15 protein-coding genes are annotated in these 14,250 nt (G+C 71.8%); 9 read left to right on the plus strand and 6 right to left on the minus strand.

What is annotated here, in order from left to right:
* Positions 1-174 precede the first annotated feature (174 nt).
* Entirely contained in the window at positions 175-936 is a 762-nt protein-coding gene (locus tag ACF1A5_RS06440) for a MerR family transcriptional regulator (RefSeq protein WP_392191697.1), read from the minus strand.
* 335 nt (positions 937-1,271) lie between these two features.
* Positions 1,272-1,844 (minus strand): hypothetical protein, encoded by a 573-nt coding sequence (locus ACF1A5_RS06445; protein ID WP_392191698.1) that lies wholly within the window; start codon positions 1,842-1,844, stop codon positions 1,272-1,274.
* A 265-nt stretch (positions 1,845-2,109) separates the two neighbouring features.
* Between ACF1A5_RS06445 and ACF1A5_RS06450 the strand changes: the two genes are divergently transcribed.
* Both ACF1A5_RS06450 and ACF1A5_RS06455 read left to right on the plus strand, forming a co-directional pair.
* Positions 2,110-2,637: a hypothetical protein gene (locus ACF1A5_RS06450; RefSeq protein ID WP_392191699.1), complete on the plus strand. Its 528-nt coding sequence runs from the start codon at positions 2,110-2,112 to the stop codon at positions 2,635-2,637.
* Positions 2,638-3,037: 400 nt separating this feature from the next.
* Positions 3,038-3,625, plus strand: a complete 588-nt coding sequence (locus ACF1A5_RS06455) for a hypothetical protein (protein ID WP_392191700.1) — start codon at positions 3,038-3,040, stop codon at positions 3,623-3,625.
* Positions 3,626-3,773: 148 nt separating this feature from the next.
* Here the strand turns inward: ACF1A5_RS06455 and ACF1A5_RS06460 are convergent, their stop codons facing one another.
* Positions 3,774-4,247 (minus strand): ASCH domain-containing protein, encoded by a 474-nt coding sequence (locus ACF1A5_RS06460; RefSeq protein ID WP_392191701.1) that lies wholly within the window; start codon positions 4,245-4,247, stop codon positions 3,774-3,776.
* Positions 4,248-4,678: 431 nt separating this feature from the next.
* Between ACF1A5_RS06460 and ACF1A5_RS06465 the strand changes: the two genes are divergently transcribed.
* Positions 4,679-4,876 carry a hypothetical protein gene (locus ACF1A5_RS06465; protein WP_392191702.1) on the plus strand — a complete coding sequence of 66 codons (198 nt, stop codon included), beginning with the start codon at positions 4,679-4,681 and terminating at the stop codon, positions 4,874-4,876.
* A gap of 321 nt (positions 4,877-5,197) precedes the next feature.
* Here the strand turns inward: ACF1A5_RS06465 and ACF1A5_RS06470 are convergent, their stop codons facing one another.
* Positions 5,198-5,599, minus strand: a complete 402-nt coding sequence (locus ACF1A5_RS06470) for a hypothetical protein (protein ID WP_392191703.1) — start codon at positions 5,597-5,599, stop codon at positions 5,198-5,200.
* Between the two features lie 109 nt (positions 5,600-5,708).
* Between ACF1A5_RS06470 and ACF1A5_RS06475 the strand changes: the two genes are divergently transcribed.
* The 4 genes from ACF1A5_RS06475 (at position 5,709) to ACF1A5_RS06490 (ending at position 9,958) form a co-directional block, all read left to right on the plus strand.
* Positions 5,709-7,013: an alpha/beta fold hydrolase gene (locus ACF1A5_RS06475; protein ID WP_392191704.1), complete on the plus strand. Its 1,305-nt coding sequence runs from the start codon at positions 5,709-5,711 to the stop codon at positions 7,011-7,013.
* Between the two features lie 217 nt (positions 7,014-7,230).
* Positions 7,231-8,136: a sigma-70 family RNA polymerase sigma factor gene (locus ACF1A5_RS06480; RefSeq protein ID WP_392191705.1), complete on the plus strand. Its 906-nt coding sequence runs from the start codon at positions 7,231-7,233 to the stop codon at positions 8,134-8,136.
* 58 nt (positions 8,137-8,194) lie between these two features.
* Positions 8,195-9,037: an alpha/beta fold hydrolase gene (locus ACF1A5_RS06485; RefSeq protein ID WP_392191706.1), complete on the plus strand. Its 843-nt coding sequence runs from the start codon at positions 8,195-8,197 to the stop codon at positions 9,035-9,037.
* A gap of 45 nt (positions 9,038-9,082) precedes the next feature.
* Positions 9,083-9,958 (plus strand): pentapeptide repeat-containing protein, encoded by an 876-nt coding sequence (locus tag ACF1A5_RS06490; protein ID WP_392191707.1) that lies wholly within the window; start codon positions 9,083-9,085, stop codon positions 9,956-9,958.
* Here the strand turns inward: ACF1A5_RS06490 and ACF1A5_RS06495 are convergent.
* Entirely contained in the window at positions 9,920-11,440 is a 1,521-nt protein-coding gene (locus ACF1A5_RS06495) for a cytochrome P450 (protein ID WP_392191708.1), read from the minus strand. The genes ACF1A5_RS06490 and ACF1A5_RS06495 overlap by 39 nt on opposite strands.
* 121 nt (positions 11,441-11,561) lie before the next feature.
* On the opposite strand from ACF1A5_RS06495, the gene ACF1A5_RS06500 reads away from it, so the two are divergent.
* A complete protein-coding gene (locus tag ACF1A5_RS06500) occupies positions 11,562-12,170 on the plus strand; it encodes a TetR/AcrR family transcriptional regulator (protein WP_392191709.1) in 609 nt (202 codons plus the stop codon).
* 89 nt (positions 12,171-12,259) lie between these two features.
* Complete coding sequence (locus ACF1A5_RS06505) at positions 12,260-12,994, plus strand: DUF2470 domain-containing protein (RefSeq protein WP_392191710.1); 735 nt, start codon at positions 12,260-12,262, stop codon at positions 12,992-12,994.
* On the opposite strand, the gene ACF1A5_RS06510 is transcribed toward ACF1A5_RS06505, so the two are convergent.
* Entirely contained in the window at positions 12,962-14,212 is a 1,251-nt protein-coding gene (locus ACF1A5_RS06510) for a lactonase family protein (RefSeq protein WP_392191711.1), read from the minus strand. The two genes, ACF1A5_RS06505 and ACF1A5_RS06510, sit on opposite strands and share 33 nt — an antisense overlap.
* Between the last annotated feature and the right edge of the window lie 38 nt (positions 14,213-14,250).

The following is a 14,250-nucleotide window of genomic DNA, read 5'->3' on the forward strand; positions in this document are numbered from 1 at the left end:
CGCTGTCCTCACGGCGGTGGTGGCGGGCCCAGTGGGCGGGGATCACGGCGGCTGCTCCGATGGGTGTGCGGCGGTGCCACATCGCATGTACAGGGTATCGCCAGGTGGTGGATCAGATCGGGTGGAAGATGCCTGAGCTGGAGGTCTGCAGCCCTCCAGCTGCCGGTGGCCCGGTCAGCTCAGGCGGGCGTCCGCGTAGGCGGCCATCGCGTCCCGCTGGTAGGCGGCGAGCCCGTCAGCGGCCTGGTCGTAGGCCGCGCGCCACTGCGGATCGTCGACATACGTCTGCCCGAGGGCTTTGAACGCGGCCGCGTTCGGGGTCCACATCCGGCAGATGCCCCGGTAGTGGGCATCGATCTCAGCCTGCACTGCCGGGTCGGTCGTCGGCGTGCCGGATGCCGCGAACTCGGCCATGCGGACCATTGCCGCGGTCGCCTCCCGCTGCAGCCGCGCCTGGTCCTCATCGGTGAGCGTGCCGGCGAACTGCCTTGACTGCTCCACCTCGTCAGGCCACTGCTCGCTGGCGGCCGCCTCGTGTCGGGCGGCATCGAAGCCCTCGAACAGGTTCTCCGGCCTGCTGATCTTCGCCATGTCGTGGGTGTCCTTGTCTTCCTCAAGCTCGGCGATGGTGCGGCCGACTGTGGCGGCCAGCACATCCAGCCGCTCCCGTTCCGCCAGCAGCCTTCCGTGATGCTCCCGCAGCGCGGCCACCTGGTCGACCTGGCGCTCCAGGACCGCTGCTATCTCGCGCAGTCCCAGACCGAGTTCCCGCATCAGGAGGATCTGCTGCAGCCGCAGCAGCTCTGCCTCCTCGTAGTAGCGGTGGCCGTTGCTCCCGATGTGCGCAGGAACAAGCAGCCCGATCTCGTCGTAGTGCCGCAGCGTCCGGGACGTCACCCCGGACATCCGGGCCACGTCCGCGATGGACCAGGCCATAGCCGTGCCTTTCATCGCCGGGCCGGTCTCTCCGGCCACACCAATGACCGTAGGAGTTGACGTAGCGGAAAGCGCAAGAGACCCGGCACGCACCGCTCTCACCACGCTCAGTAAGCGCGACAGGTCCGCCGCTCGCATGAACCAATAATCACCAACAGCCGCTGTTCGAACCACCTACTGCCGGGCTCTCTTAGCCAGAACGGTCATCGATGGTCATTCCGATCGTTGTACGGCCCGGGAGGAACGCTACGGTACGGGGGAGCTTGATGTGCTTCCGGTACTCCGCTGCTGCACGGAGGACCTTGCTCACTCTTCCCTTACGTATCGTGATCTCCTCACTCGCCGGTCGGCACAGTCGGTCCTGTTTGGATGTCTGCCGCCACTGTCATCGTAAGCACGCCGCCGCGCAGCACTATGGCGCGGTAGTACTGACCCGCCTCATCGCTGTCGACATCCGCAGGCTGTCGTCCCATCAGGTATGCAGACGTCCGTCTACATACCTTCACATATGTCTTATACGCCTCGCGCACGCCACGGCTAGCGATAGTCATCACTGGCCCAATCCTTCGAATGATCCGTATTTGCGATGATTGGACGTCCGCCATCGCCTCCAGGAACTGCGCCCCTGTGTCCCCGTTCTCGACGTAGCTCACAAGCTGAGCCACCTTCATCTCATGCTCGTCAGCGTCTTTGAGCATGTCTGCGTACGCGGCTCTGCGTTCTTGACGAAGCCAGTGCTCGTGCTGATCTCGCGCCTGTCGTGCTGCGTGTTCCAAGGCTGCTCGGGCTGCACGCTCCGCGCCTTCTCGCGCACCGCGAATGGCGGCGTATCCACCTGCGAGCGCGCCGCCCAATGCACCGACCAGACCCACCATCGCAGCGATGATCGCGGCCCATCCTTGATCCATGGCAGAGTCCTCCCCATCGGACGGGCCATCTAAGAGGATCAAAGCATCGGGACACCGTCCACTGGTCAGGACCATTGGTTGTCGTTGAGCACCCCCGCACGGCCCAGAGACGGCCCGAGCGGGGGGCCTGGCGGGCCCCTCGACGCGAATATCGGCGGGAGGGTCACTGAGGCCTCCTGGGTGGGTGGTGCGCCGGTGATCGCACGCTTCATCGTCGAGGTCACATACTGCCGTCCGATCCGTTCTCGAGTGCTATGGAGCGTGCATGCCGCAGAAAGAAGATCCGCGCACCGACAAGGTCGACCTCGGGCACGAGCTCGCGACAACCGGTGGCGGCCTGCTCCTGATGGACGAGCACGGATGTCACGTGCTCATGCCCGACCAGAAACACCTCGGCGTGCTCGACGTCACCTTTGTCGCGTGCACCCAGAGCGTCTTCGGCTACCCGAACGACGAAGCGCAAGGGGGCCATCCGCTGGCCCGCGGCCTGGCCCACGGGGTCTACGAGGTGTTCGGCTCGGACTGGGCGCAGCGGCTGGAGCAGCAGAACCGCGTCCGCTTCCCGGACTTCCGCTGGGCGCCCAAGCGGCACTTCCTGATGCTCATGCACGAGTCGATGGGCGAGTTTTTGGCCGACGACGTCCGCGTCGAATTCCACGCCAGCGGGCCCCGCGCCGACGACTACGACCGCATCGCGCACCAGGTGCTGCAGCAGGCGCTGGACACGGACATGCCGACGATGCTGCCCCACAGCGAGACCGATCTGCACTGGCGGCCCGGCGGGACGACCTGAAGCCCCCGCACTTCAAGATCGATGAGACCTCAGCGAGCGAGGCAAGGCTCCCGTACACCAGGTTTTTGGGGTCTGGCCTCATCCTTATCAGGTCGATCACAGCCCCCTTGGAGACTGGAAAGCTCCCAGCCTGACGACGATCCACCGACCGCTGGGGGCCGCTCTCGTCCGGCCGTGTTCGCCGATGTTGGTGTCAGCCGTTGGTGTCACCAGGTGCACGCCTTCCAACTCTGCCGACGGTCCGACGGGCTCGGCGTCGGGGTACTCACTTGCTTTCATGCCCATCCAGGTGCTCAGCGCGAGCCATGGCCGGCCCCTCCTGAACCGTCGAGCTTGCCGGGGCACGCCGGCCGATGAGCCGCAGAACTGTGCCTCAAGTCCAACGCGTAGCCTCCTGCGTGTGGACGAGGACTGGTTCGAAGACGACAACCTGAACAGCGAGCAGAAGGCCTTCGTGGACGTCGTGAGGGGGTCCGCCCGCTCCTGGCCTCAATGCGAGCCTGGTGACACGGTTGCGCTCGTCTTCGAGCTGGAAGAAGAGAACGAGGACGCACCGGCCGCCGCGCAAGAATCGCAGGGGAAGCCGCCCGCCGAGCACGCGGCTTACTACGCCGCGCTGGACGAGGCGATAGCCCGAGGGAACGAGATCGTCACCCTCCTCGTGCAGCTGACCGATCGACGCGAGGGGGAAAGGGACCTGATCTTCCTGAACGTGGGCGCGACCGTTCTCGGTGACCGGCTCTTCTGCAGCGAGCGCCACAGCCAGGACTGGCAGGCTCCGGAACCAACGAGAAACGTGCAACCCCTCTGCGCCGCCGGACCGCCGGAACACCTCGGCCGGATCGCCGCTGCCTGGTTCGAGGAGATCATGCACCGCCCCGCCATCGCGCATCTGGGGAGGGCAGTCAGCCCCTGGCTAGTCTCTCCGGGCACTGCGCTTCCTCCCCACCACCGCTGGGTGCGCAACGGACCCCCGCTAGTGAATTGATGCTGGCGCCGGCAGTCACACGTAGCCAGTTTGGGAGATCGCGTACGCGGATGCGGCGTGACCTGGCGAGACGCCGACCTGTGTGTTTCCGGATGGCACTCCGCTGTTCGCTACTCGCTGTTCCGTCGGGCACGTCAGGGGCACGGCGTCACTCGTAGGTCCGGGCAGCATCGGATAGGCGAAGGTCTGCGATGAGGCGGAAGCATTCCAGAACCGCCAGCGTCGTGTCGTCGACGGTGAAGTCGGGGTCATCCAAGGCCGCACGCATCTCCTCGCTGTGCCAGAACCGCTCGTGGCCTTCGCGCCACTCGGCCACGCTGGTGTCCCCCTCCCCCTCGTCCACCACGTGGGCAAGATCCACCTGCGCCAACGGGGCGACGCGCACGCCGGTCACCTCGATGACCGCGACCGGCCGATCGTCCGAGTCGATGACCACCGAACGTTTCCCGACTTCCGGCAGGGGTTCTCCCTCACGCTCATAGTCGACGACGAGCCCTGTCGTGGAGGTCTTGGAACCGTTGAGGATCGCTGCGACGAGCTGGTCGCGCAGTGAGCCAGGGAAGGCGAACTCGGCCCTGGGCATCGACGCGATGTCTGCGGGTGAGGTGGAGTCGGGCGTCATGCGATCACCGTAACGACCCACCCCCGGGCAGGCCGGAACGTTAAGGCGCCCACGCGGTCGGCGGAGCGGCTTTGGGCGGGAGTTTCAATGACCGGGTCAAGGCTGTGGCCGCCCTCCACCGGTGCATGCCGACTGATCAGGTGCGCGTGTGTCTCGCTGCAACCCCGCCGGCCTCGACCACGTTGTCTGTTTGGTGGCCTCGGGCTGAGTCAAGCCGTCTGCGCGGTGGGCGGGGTGGGGGATGAAGGCCCGGTCGTCGCGCAGGAGGGCCCACAGCACGCTGGTGCGGCGTCGTGCGAGGGCGATGAGATTTGCTCTTCCAGGGTGAGTGCGGCGGCATCCTCGCCGGTCCCGTCATCCGACGGGCGTGGCGCAGCGCGCGTAAGGCCGTACTGTCCCCGCACGTCTACGAGTCGCCCACCGGGCGGCGTGTGTACGACAACCGGAACACGCGCCCGACGAAGTGGCTCAACGACGGCATCCCGCCCGCGCAAGTGGCGGAGTGGGCTGGGAACAGCGTCGCCGTGCTCCTGGCCACATACGCACGCTGCATCGACGGCCGGCTGCCTGATCCGAAACGGCGGCTGGAAGCCGCGGGCGACCTGCCACAGATGCCGGGCGCCGGCTGAACCCCGGCCGAGACTTCGACGTGTATTCGACACAGCCACCCGCGAAAACCCGGTGACAGCCGGACAGCCCCGGAACCTTCCCTTGATCGTCGAGGGAGTGCCCGGGGCTCCGTCGTGTCGAGTGCCACCCGTTCTGACCAGCAAAAAAGCCCTCCCCAGGGGAAGGCTCCCAGTGGCGCCCCCGGCAGGACTCGAACCTGCGGCCAAGCGCTTAAAAGGGGCTGGGGCGGTTCGGGAGAGACCTGCTTCTGAACTGGTCTCTTCTGCACTCCATGTTGAGCGGTGAGCTCACTTCGACACGTATTCGACACAGCCACTGCGCTACCAGTCGCGCCACCGGTCCGTGAGTTGGTAGCGCCCCAAACCGTGTCGCGCGGTCAGTGCAACGACATCGACCCCCTGCTCGGTGAGTGCTTTGTCAATGTAGTCGCACAGCTGCTCACGTTCGTCCGTCTCATAGGCGCCACCGTTGTGCTCGTCATTGATGGTGTTCAGGGCCAGGACAACACGTTGCACGGCGGCGAAGACGCGCTCATCAGAGGAGCCCTGGAGCGAAGGGAGATCTGCTTCGAACGCGTCCAAGACGCTGTCGGTGGCGGTGATCAGGCTCTCCGGGAACAATTCGGCCATGCACGCACACCCCGGATCCAGCGTGCCGGCGGCCAACTCCCGTTGCTCCTCCTCGATGCCCTCGCGCCAACCTGTCGTAGGTCTCTCAGCCATGGCTGGACGGTACAGCTGGCCACTGACAATGCTGCACCGCGACCGCACACGGCTCCGGGGACGTGTGCTGAACTGGGACGCGGCCCGTCCCTCCGTCCCGGGAGATCCGTTGACCGTGAGCTACCGCCAGCCCGGCGTCGTCCTCACCGACCGCCACTTCACCGTCCCCCTCGACCACGACGACCCGGCGGGGGAGACCATCGAGCTCTACGCCCGCGAGGTCGTCGCCGGGGACAAGGCGGGCAAGGACGACCTGCCGTGGCTGGTCTACCTGCAGGGCGGCCCGGGGTTCGGGGCGAACCGTTTCGTCGGTAAGCAGGCCTGGCTCGGCCGCGCCCTGGAGGACTACCGCGTCCTCCTCCTGGACCAGCGGGGCACCGGCCACTCCACCCCCGCCAACCGCCAGACGCTCCCGCTGCGCGGCGGCCCCGCCGAGCAGGCCGCGTACCTCACGCACTTCCGCGCGGACGCCATCGTCCGCGACTGCGAGACGATCCGCCCGCAGGTCACCGGTGGCGCCCCCTGGGCCGTGCTCGGCCAGAGCTTCGGGGGCTTCTGCACGGTCCACTACCTCTCCACGCACCCCGAGGGCCTGAGCACCGCGCTCGTCACCGGCGGCCTGCCCTCCCTCGACGCCCACGCCGACGACGTCTACCGGGCCGCCTACCCGCGTGTGGAGCGCAAGGTCGCCGCCCACTACGCCCGCTACCCGCAGGACGTGGACCGCGCCCGCCGTGTCGCCGACCACCTCCTCACCCACGACGTGGTGCTCCCGAACGGCCACCGCCTCACCGTCGAGGCCTTCCAGTCGCTGGGCATCCTGCTCGGCGGGAGCGACGGCAGCCACCGCCTCCACTACCTCCTGGAGCACGCCTTCGTCCGCGCCGCGGACGGATGGACCCTGTCCGACGCCTTCCAGGAGGAGACGCAGGGACTGCTGTCCTACGCCGGCCATCCCCTGTACGCGCTCGTCCACGAGGCGATCTACGGCCAGGACACCCGCCCCACCGCCTGGGCCGCCGAGCGGGTCCGCGCCGAGTTCCCGCAGTTCGACGCCGCCAAGGCCCTCACGGGCGACGGGCCGGTGCTGTTCACCGGCGAGTCCGTGCACCCCTGGATGTTCGACTGCGACCCCGCGCTGCGCCCGCTGCGCGAGACCGCCGAACTGCTGGCCGCCCACACCGGCTGGAAGCCGCTGTACGACCCCGCCCGCCTCGCCGCCAACGAGGTCCCGGTCGCCGCGGCCGTCTACCACGACGACATGTACGTCGACACCGCCCACGCCCTGCGGACCGCCCGAGCCATCCGCGGCCTGCGCACCTGGGTCACCGACGAGTTCGAGCACGACGGCGTGCGCGCCGGCGGCCCACGCGTCCTGGACCGGCTGCTCGCGCTCGCCCGCGACGAGGTCTGAGAACGGCCCGGCCGTCGATCCCGTCCGGCGCCTAGGATGATCCGGACGGGCCGGGTGACCGACGGACCGTTGGACCGGGTGACCGACGGCCCGTTGGATCAGGTGACTGACGACCCATCGGACCCGCGGACCCGCGGGCCGGGGGCCCGGCGGACCGGGCGACCGACGGACACGCGCACGCTGGACAGCGAACACGGAACACGGGGCGGGGGACGGAATGGCCGGCACGGGGGACGAGGAAGTCCTGGCGGGGCGCTTCGAGGAGCACCGCGCCCATCTGCGGGCGGTCGCCTACCGCATGCTCGGCTCACTGCCGGAGGCGGAGGACGCGGTCCAGGAGACCTGGCTGAAGCTCACCCGCACGGACCCGGACGCCATCGAGAACCTGGGTGCCTGGCTCACCACCGTGACCGGCCGGGTCTGCCTCGACCTGCTGCGCGCACGGAAGGCACGGCGTGAGGAGCCCATGGACGACACCTTCGTCCCCGACCCCGTCGTGCGGCCCCTGCCCCGCACCGACCCGGAGCAGGAGGCGCTCCGGGCCGACTCGGTGGGGCTGGCCATGCTCGTCGTCCTGGAGACCCTGCAGCCGGACGAGCGGCTGGCGTTCGTGCTCCACGACCTGTTCGCGGTCCCCTTCGACGACATCGCGCCCATCGTGGAGCGGACCTCGGCCGCCACCCGGCAGCTCGCCAGCCGGGCCCGCCGCCGGGTGCAGGGCGCCGCCCCGTCCGCCGAGACCGACCTCGGACGGCAGAGGGAGGTGGTCGACGCCTTCCTCGCGGCCTCGCGCGAGGGCGACTTCGAGGCGCTGGTCGCCGTCCTCCACCCCGACGTGGTGCTGCGGGTCGACGCCGGCGCGCTGCTCCGGGGCGCCGCCGCGTCCAAGGTGGTCCAGGGCGCGAGGACGGTGGCCGCGCAGGCGCTCACCTTCGCCCCGTACGCCCGGGCCGTCCGGCTGGTGCTGGTCAACGGCACGGTCGGGATGGCCACCGCCCCCGAGGGACGGCCGCTGTCGGTCATGGGCGTCACCGTCGCCGACGGCAGGATCACCCGCATGTACGTCCTGGCCGACCCCGAGCGGCTGGAACTCCTGGATCTGGCGGGGGCGTTGGAGGACTGACCGGTCGCGCCCGGTAATCCGGTTGCGCGGCCGGGACCGCCACTGCGAGGGTCGAACCATGATCGCCTTCTCCGGGCACGACGGCGCCCGTCTCGCCCTCCACCTGAGCGGCCGGGGCGCCCCGCCCGTGATCTGCCTGCCGGGCGGTCCCGTGCGGGCCTCGGCCTACCTCGGGGACCTGGGCGGTCTGCCCGCCCACCGGCAACTGGCCCTGCTGGACCTGCGGGGCAGCGGAGGGTCCGCCGTTGCGCGGGACCCGGCGAGCTACCGCTGCGACCGGCTCGTCGACGACGTCGAGGCGCTGCGCGAGCATCTCGGTCTGGACCGCGTGGATCTGCTGGCGCACTGTGCGGGCGCGAACCTCGCGGTGCTGTACGCGGCGCGCCACCCGGAGCGCGTCGGGCGGCTCGCGCTGATCACCCCGAGCGTCGCCGCCGCCGGCATCACGGTCACCGCGGAGGTCCGGCTCGCGACGGCGCGGCTGCGCGAGGACGAGCCGTGGTACCCGGCGGCGTACGCGGCCCTGGAGGAGGTCGTGGCGGGCCGGGCGACCGGCGATCACTGGGCGGCCGTCGCCCCGTTCCTGCACGGTCGCTGGGACAAGGCCGCGCAGGATCTCGACGCGGCCGACGCCGAGGAGCGCAACGGCGACGCCGCGGCCGTGTACGCCGCCGAGGGCGCCTTCGACCCGGACGCCACCCGCGCCGCGCTCGCCCGGCTCACCGCGCCTGTGCTCGTCCTCGCCGGCGAGGTCGACCCGAACTCCCCGCCGCCCGCGATGGCCGAGTACGCCGAACTCTTCCCGCAGGGCCGCCTGGTGGTCCAGCCCGGTGCCGGGCACCACCCGTGGCTCGACGACCCCGAGGGGTTCGTGGCGACCCTCGCCCCGTTCCTGCGGTGACCCGGTCGTCCCGGGTGCCCGGCACGGGTCAGTAGGGTGGACGTCATGTCGGATCCGACCACCCGCCGCCCCGAGCGAGACCACGCGGACCACGTGGACGGCGGGCCCGGCCGGGCGGCGCTGCGCGGGGACTGCGCGCGCTGTTCCGGGCTGTGCTGCGTCGCCCTGCCCTTCGCCGCCTCCGCGGACTTCGCGCTCGACAAGCCCGCCGGGACGCCCTGCCCGAACCTCCGGGACGACCACCGCTGCGGCATCCACGCGCGGCTCAGGCAGCGGGGTTTCCCCGGCTGCACGGTCTACGACTGCTTCGGCGCCGGACAGAAGGTCTCGCAGGTCACCTTCGGCGGCCGGGACCGGCGTACGGCGTCCCGGGAGGACGCCCGGCGGATGTTCGAGGTGTTCCCTGTGGTCCGGCACCTGCACGAACTGCTCTGGTACCTGACCGAGGCCCTCACCCTGCCCGCCGCCCGCCCGGTCCACGCCGACCTGCGCCGTGCCCTGGAGCGGACCGAAAAGCTCACCCTGGGCACGCCCGGGGAACTGGCCGCGCTGGACGTCGGCGCGCACCGGCAGGAGGTCAACGTCCTGCTGCTGCGCGCCAGCGAGTTGGCCCGCCCCGGGGTGCGCGGCCGGAGGAAGGACCGGCGCGGCGCGGACCTGATGGGAGCCCGGCTCAGGGGGGCGGACCTGCGCGGGGCCACCCTGCGCGGCGCCTGCCTGATAGCCGCCGACCTCACCGGCGCCGATCTGCGCGGTGCGGACCTGATCGGTGCCGATCTGCGGGACGCCGACCTCACCGACGCCGATCTGACGGACGCGTTCTTCCTGACCCAGCCGCAGATCGACGCGGCCCGGGGCAGCGCCGGCACCCGGCTGCCGGCCTCAGTCGGCCGCCCCGCGCACTGGACGGCGCGGGTCTGAGGCGGCGCTCCCGGGGGCCGGCACGGGCGCGGGGACGGTGGCGGGCGCCCGCCGCTCCAGCCCCAGCCGCAGACCCTCCGGCATGAGCGTCAGCCGCTCGGTCACCTTCAGTCGGTAGGCCGGGTCGGCCCGCAGGTCGTAGCGGCGCAGCAGCAGTCCGAGGACCAGCGTCGCCTCGTGCAGCGCGAACTGGCGGCCGATGCATGCCCGGGCGCCGGTGCCGAACGGCTTGAACACGTGCGGCGGGCGGGCCCGTACGGCCCGCGCGTCGAACCGGTCCGGGTCGAACCGCTCCGCGTCCGCGCCCCACACCTCGGGCTCCCGGTGCAGCATCGGCGTCAGTACCAGGGTCCAGGCGCCCCGGCGCATCGGATGCTCCCCGGCCAGCACGGTGTCCTGCCGGGCCTCCCGGGCGAAGGCGGGCGCGGTGGGCCACAGCCGCAGCGACTCGTCGAGCACCCGGCGCACGTACCGCAGCTTGGCCACCTGGTCGTAGCCGGGCGCCGCCTCGGTGCCCCAGACCCGGTCCACCTCGGCCCGGGCGCGGGCGGCCACCTCCGGATGCCGGGCGAGGTAGTGCAGGGCGAAGGACAGCGCGCCCGAGGTGGTCTCGTGGCCCGCCACCAGGAAGGTGATCACCTGGCGGCGCACGTTCTCCGGCGCCAGCCGCTCCCCGGTCTCCGGGTGGGCCACCTCCAGCATCCGGTCCAGGAGGTCGCCGTCCCCGCCCGCCGTGCGGCGGGCGCGGACGAGGCCGTCGACCGTGCGGTTGAGGTACTGGATGTCGGCGGTGTTGCGGCGGCTCGCACCGCGCAGCAGGACCGGGGCGAGCGGGGCGGGGACGGTGTTGAGCCGCTGCGCGTAGCTGAGCGTGCCGACCATCGCGGTGACGAACGGGTGCGGGCGGGCGCGCTCGAAGGAGCCGAAGTCGTGCCCGAAGCCGGTGCGCGCGATGGTCTCCAGGGTCAGCTTGGTCATGTCGCCGGGCACGTCCACGGTGCGGCCGGCGGCCAGCTCGCGGTCCCAGTGGTCGGTGAGCCGCCCGGCCACGTCGAGCATCATCACGTGGTAACCCGCCATGGCCTCCCGGCTGAATCCCGGGGCCAGGACGTCGTGGGCCAGCTGCCAGTTGGGCTCGTGGTTGTACGCCGTGAAGAGACCGTCCCCGGCGACCGGCCGCAGATTGGCGACGCCGAGGCCCACGTGTTTGGCGAACCGTGCCTCGTCGGCCAGGTCGGCGACCAGCCCCGCGCCCCACGTGAACACGAACTCGTTGCCGAACGCCTTGCGGCGGAAGATCGGGCCGAGCGCGCGGGCGTGGCGCATCGAGTCCTGCACCGGTGTGCGCCGGTCGGCCCCGAGCACGTCGCCGAGCAGCGGGACCCGGTGCGGCGGGTGCGGAATGCGGTGCAGCTCGGGCCAGCCCTGCTCCGCGCCGCGAAACCCCCTCGGCAGCCCGGGCGGCGTCCTCGTCTCCGCCATGACGCGATCTCCCTTGATCCAGCGGATCGTCCGAGCGGGTGCTCCGCTCGTGTTGTACGTCAGTTCAATAGCGCTTTCAGTCTGGTCCGGTTGTTGAACCGGCGTCAAGTAAAGTGCGGACATGGCCGCGAACCAGGGGGAGCGCACGCGTCGCCGGCTCAGCACCGAGGAGCGCAGGGAACAGCTCCTGTCGGTGGGGGCGCGGCTGTTCTCGGAGAGCCCGTACGACGACGTGCGGATCGAGCAGGTCGCGGAGATCGCGGGGGTCTCCCGGGGACTGCTCTACCACTACTTCCCGACCAAGCGGGACTTCTTCGCGGCGGTCGTGGAGCGGGAGAGCGAGCGGATGCTGCGGATGACCGCGGCCGTGCCCGGAACGCCGGTGCGCGAGCAGCTCGCCGCGGGTCTCGACACCTACCTGGAGTACGTCCAGGCCCACGCGCACGGCTACCGCGCCTTCCACCGCGCCGACGCGGCGGGCGACCAGGCCGTGCGCCGGGTCTACCAGCGGGCCCTCGCCGCTCAGGAGCGGCAGATCCTCGACGCCCTCGCGGCCGACCCGGAGTTCGGCCCGCTCGCCGCCCGGCGCCCCGACCTGCACCTGGCCGTCCGCGGCTGGCTCGCCTTCACCACCGCCGTCTGCCTGGAGTGGCTGCGCGGGGCGGGCCTGCCGCGCGCAGAGGTGCGCGACCTGTGTGCCCGGGCCCTGCTGGGCGTCCTGGTGGACTGAGCGTCGGTGACCCGGCACGTGCGGGGGTGTGGTTGGCGCACACCCCTTTCTCCGATAGGTTAGGCAAGGCTTACCTAAGGAGGTTGCGGATGGGTGAGAGCCACACGTGGGCGGCCGTGCCCGGGGCGGCTGAGCGGGCGCGATCGGTGCTCGCGACCGCGTGGTCCTGCGCGGTGACCGCGGAGACCGGCCGGGAGGAGCTCGTCGGCGCGCACGGCGTGGCCGGGGACGGCCGGGTGCTGCTGCGGGTGCCCGAGGACAGCGCCCTGCGCGCGGCCGCGATCTGCGCGCCGCGGGGCGAGCCGGCCGCCGTGCTGGAGTTCGCCGACGTCGCACCCGTCCCCGTACGCCACCGGATCCGGGCCCGGTTGTGGCTGGCCGGCCGGTGTGTCCAGGAGGACGGGCACCTGGTGTTCCACCCCTCGCGCGTGGTGCTGCGCCAGGACTCCGGCGCCGTCCTGGTCGACCGCGACGAGTTCGCCGCCGCCGCGTCCGACCCGCTGGCGCGGGCGGAGGCCGGTCTGCTCGCCCACCTCGCCGACGCCCACCCCGAAGCGGTGGAGCGGCTGACCCGGCTCGTCGGGCCCGACGGTCTGCACGGCGCGGTGCGCGTCCGGCCGCTCGCCGTCGACCGGCACGGACTGACCCTGCGCGTCGAACGGGCCCGCCGTCACGGCGACGTACGGCTGCCGTTCCACGCGCCGGCCGACGACGTCTCGCAGCTCACCGAGCGCCTGCACGTCCTGCTCGCCCAGGCGGCCGCCGCGTCCTGCCGCCGGGGCCCCCGCGGACTACAGCGGCAGCGCACAGACCGCGACGGGTGAGGCGAACGGCTCGCCCGCGAGCCGCAGCGCGCCGCTCGCCCGGTCCACGTGGAAGACGCTGACCGAGCCCGACCTCTGGTTCGCCGCGAACAGCAGACCCCCGCCCGGTGCCAGCGCGAGCTGCCGCGGGAAGGCGCCCGCGGCCGGCACCGTGCCCAGCAGCCGGAGCCGGGCCCCGTCCGCCTCGACGGCGTAGCGGGCGACGCTGTCGTGGCCCCGGTTGGCGAGGAAGGCGTACCGGCCGTCCGCGGTCACCACGAACTGGGCGGGATAGTTGGTGCCCCCGGCCGAGCCCGTGGACTGCGGCGCTCCGACGGCCAGCCGGCCGGTCGCCGGATCGTACGCGCAGACGGCGACGGTGTCGTCGACCTCGTTGGCGAGGTAGGCGTACCGGCCGCCGGGGTGGAAGGTGAGGTGGCGGGGCCCGGCACCCGGCCGCGTCCGCGCCCGGGCGACCTCGGCCAGCGTGCCGGCCCGGGTGTCCAGGCGGTACGTGTAGACGGTGTCGGTGCCGAGGTCGACCGCGAGGACGTGGCCGCCGTCCGGACTCGTGACGAACTGGTGGGCGTGCGGGCCCTCCTGCCCCGGGCCGGGCGGCGGGTCGGCGTGCGTCATCAGGGCGGTGCGCTCGCCGAGCGCGCCCGAGGCGTCGACGGGGTGCACGGCCACGCTTCCGGACTGGTAGTTGGCGCTCAGCAGCCAGCGTCCGGTGGGGTGCACGGAGAGGTGGCAGGGGCCCGCCCCGCCGGTGCTCCGGGTGCCCAGCACCCTGCCGTCGGCGAGCCGTACGGCGGTGACGCCCCCGTCCTGACGCTCGTCGACCGCGTACAGCGTGCGGCCGTCCGGGTGTGCGGCCAGGTAGGAGGGGTCGGCGACGCCGGTGACCGTGCCCCGGCCGGTGACGGCGCCCGTCACCGGGTCGTACCGGGCCAGGCCGATGCCCGTACCGCCGCCCTCCACGGAGGTGTAGGTGCCGAGATACAGCGGCCGGGGACCGGTCGGCCCGGCCACGGGCTCCCGCTCCTGCGCGGCCGCCCCCGGAGGGGTCGGGGCGGGCCCGGAGGACGGGCCGGAGGGCGCGCCCGCGGCCCGGGAGTCGGGCCGGGGAGCCGCCGGGGCCGGAATCGCCGCCACCGCCGCGACTCCCGTCAGCACCCCGACGAACCTGCGCCTGCTCCAGCCACCGCGCCGCCCGCGCCTACCCGCACCACTGTCCATGCCCGCACCTCAGGTCGTCGGCTGCCTCGGTCGTGACC

Origin of the sequence: Streptomyces sp. NPDC014864 (assembly GCF_043081525.1) — a bacterium.
Taxonomy (GTDB): domain Bacteria; phylum Actinomycetota; class Actinomycetes; order Streptomycetales; family Streptomycetaceae; genus Streptomyces.

Excerpts from the sequence above, each read along its gene's own strand:
- ACF1A5_RS06480 (WP_392191705.1), top strand. The coding sequence starts at position 7,231 with ATGGCCGGCACGGGGGACGAGGAAGTCCTGGCGGGGCGCTTCGAGGAG.
- ACF1A5_RS06490 (WP_392191707.1), top strand. The coding sequence starts at position 9,083 with ATGTCGGATCCGACCACCCGCCGCCCCGAGCGAGACCACGCGGACCAC.
- ACF1A5_RS06445 (WP_392191698.1), bottom strand. The coding sequence starts at position 1,844 with ATGGATCAAGGATGGGCCGCGATCATCGCTGCGATGGTGGGTCTGGTC.
- ACF1A5_RS06470 (WP_392191703.1), bottom strand. The coding sequence starts at position 5,599 with ATGGCTGAGAGACCTACGACAGGTTGGCGCGAGGGCATCGAGGAGGAG.
- ACF1A5_RS06505 (WP_392191710.1), top strand. The coding sequence starts at position 12,260 with ATGGGTGAGAGCCACACGTGGGCGGCCGTGCCCGGGGCGGCTGAGCGG.
- ACF1A5_RS06510 (WP_392191711.1), bottom strand. The coding sequence starts at position 14,212 with ATGGACAGTGGTGCGGGTAGGCGCGGGCGGCGCGGTGGCTGGAGCAGG.
- ACF1A5_RS06495 (WP_392191708.1), bottom strand. The coding sequence starts at position 11,440 with ATGGCGGAGACGAGGACGCCGCCCGGGCTGCCGAGGGGGTTTCGCGGC.
- ACF1A5_RS06500 (WP_392191709.1), top strand. The coding sequence starts at position 11,562 with ATGGCCGCGAACCAGGGGGAGCGCACGCGTCGCCGGCTCAGCACCGAG.
- ACF1A5_RS06460 (WP_392191701.1), bottom strand. The coding sequence starts at position 4,247 with ATGACGCCCGACTCCACCTCACCCGCAGACATCGCGTCGATGCCCAGG.
- ACF1A5_RS06450 (WP_392191699.1), top strand. The coding sequence starts at position 2,110 with ATGCCGCAGAAAGAAGATCCGCGCACCGACAAGGTCGACCTCGGGCAC.
- ACF1A5_RS06440 (WP_392191697.1), bottom strand. The coding sequence starts at position 936 with ATGGCCTGGTCCATCGCGGACGTGGCCCGGATGTCCGGGGTGACGTCC.
- ACF1A5_RS06485 (WP_392191706.1), top strand. The coding sequence starts at position 8,195 with ATGATCGCCTTCTCCGGGCACGACGGCGCCCGTCTCGCCCTCCACCTG.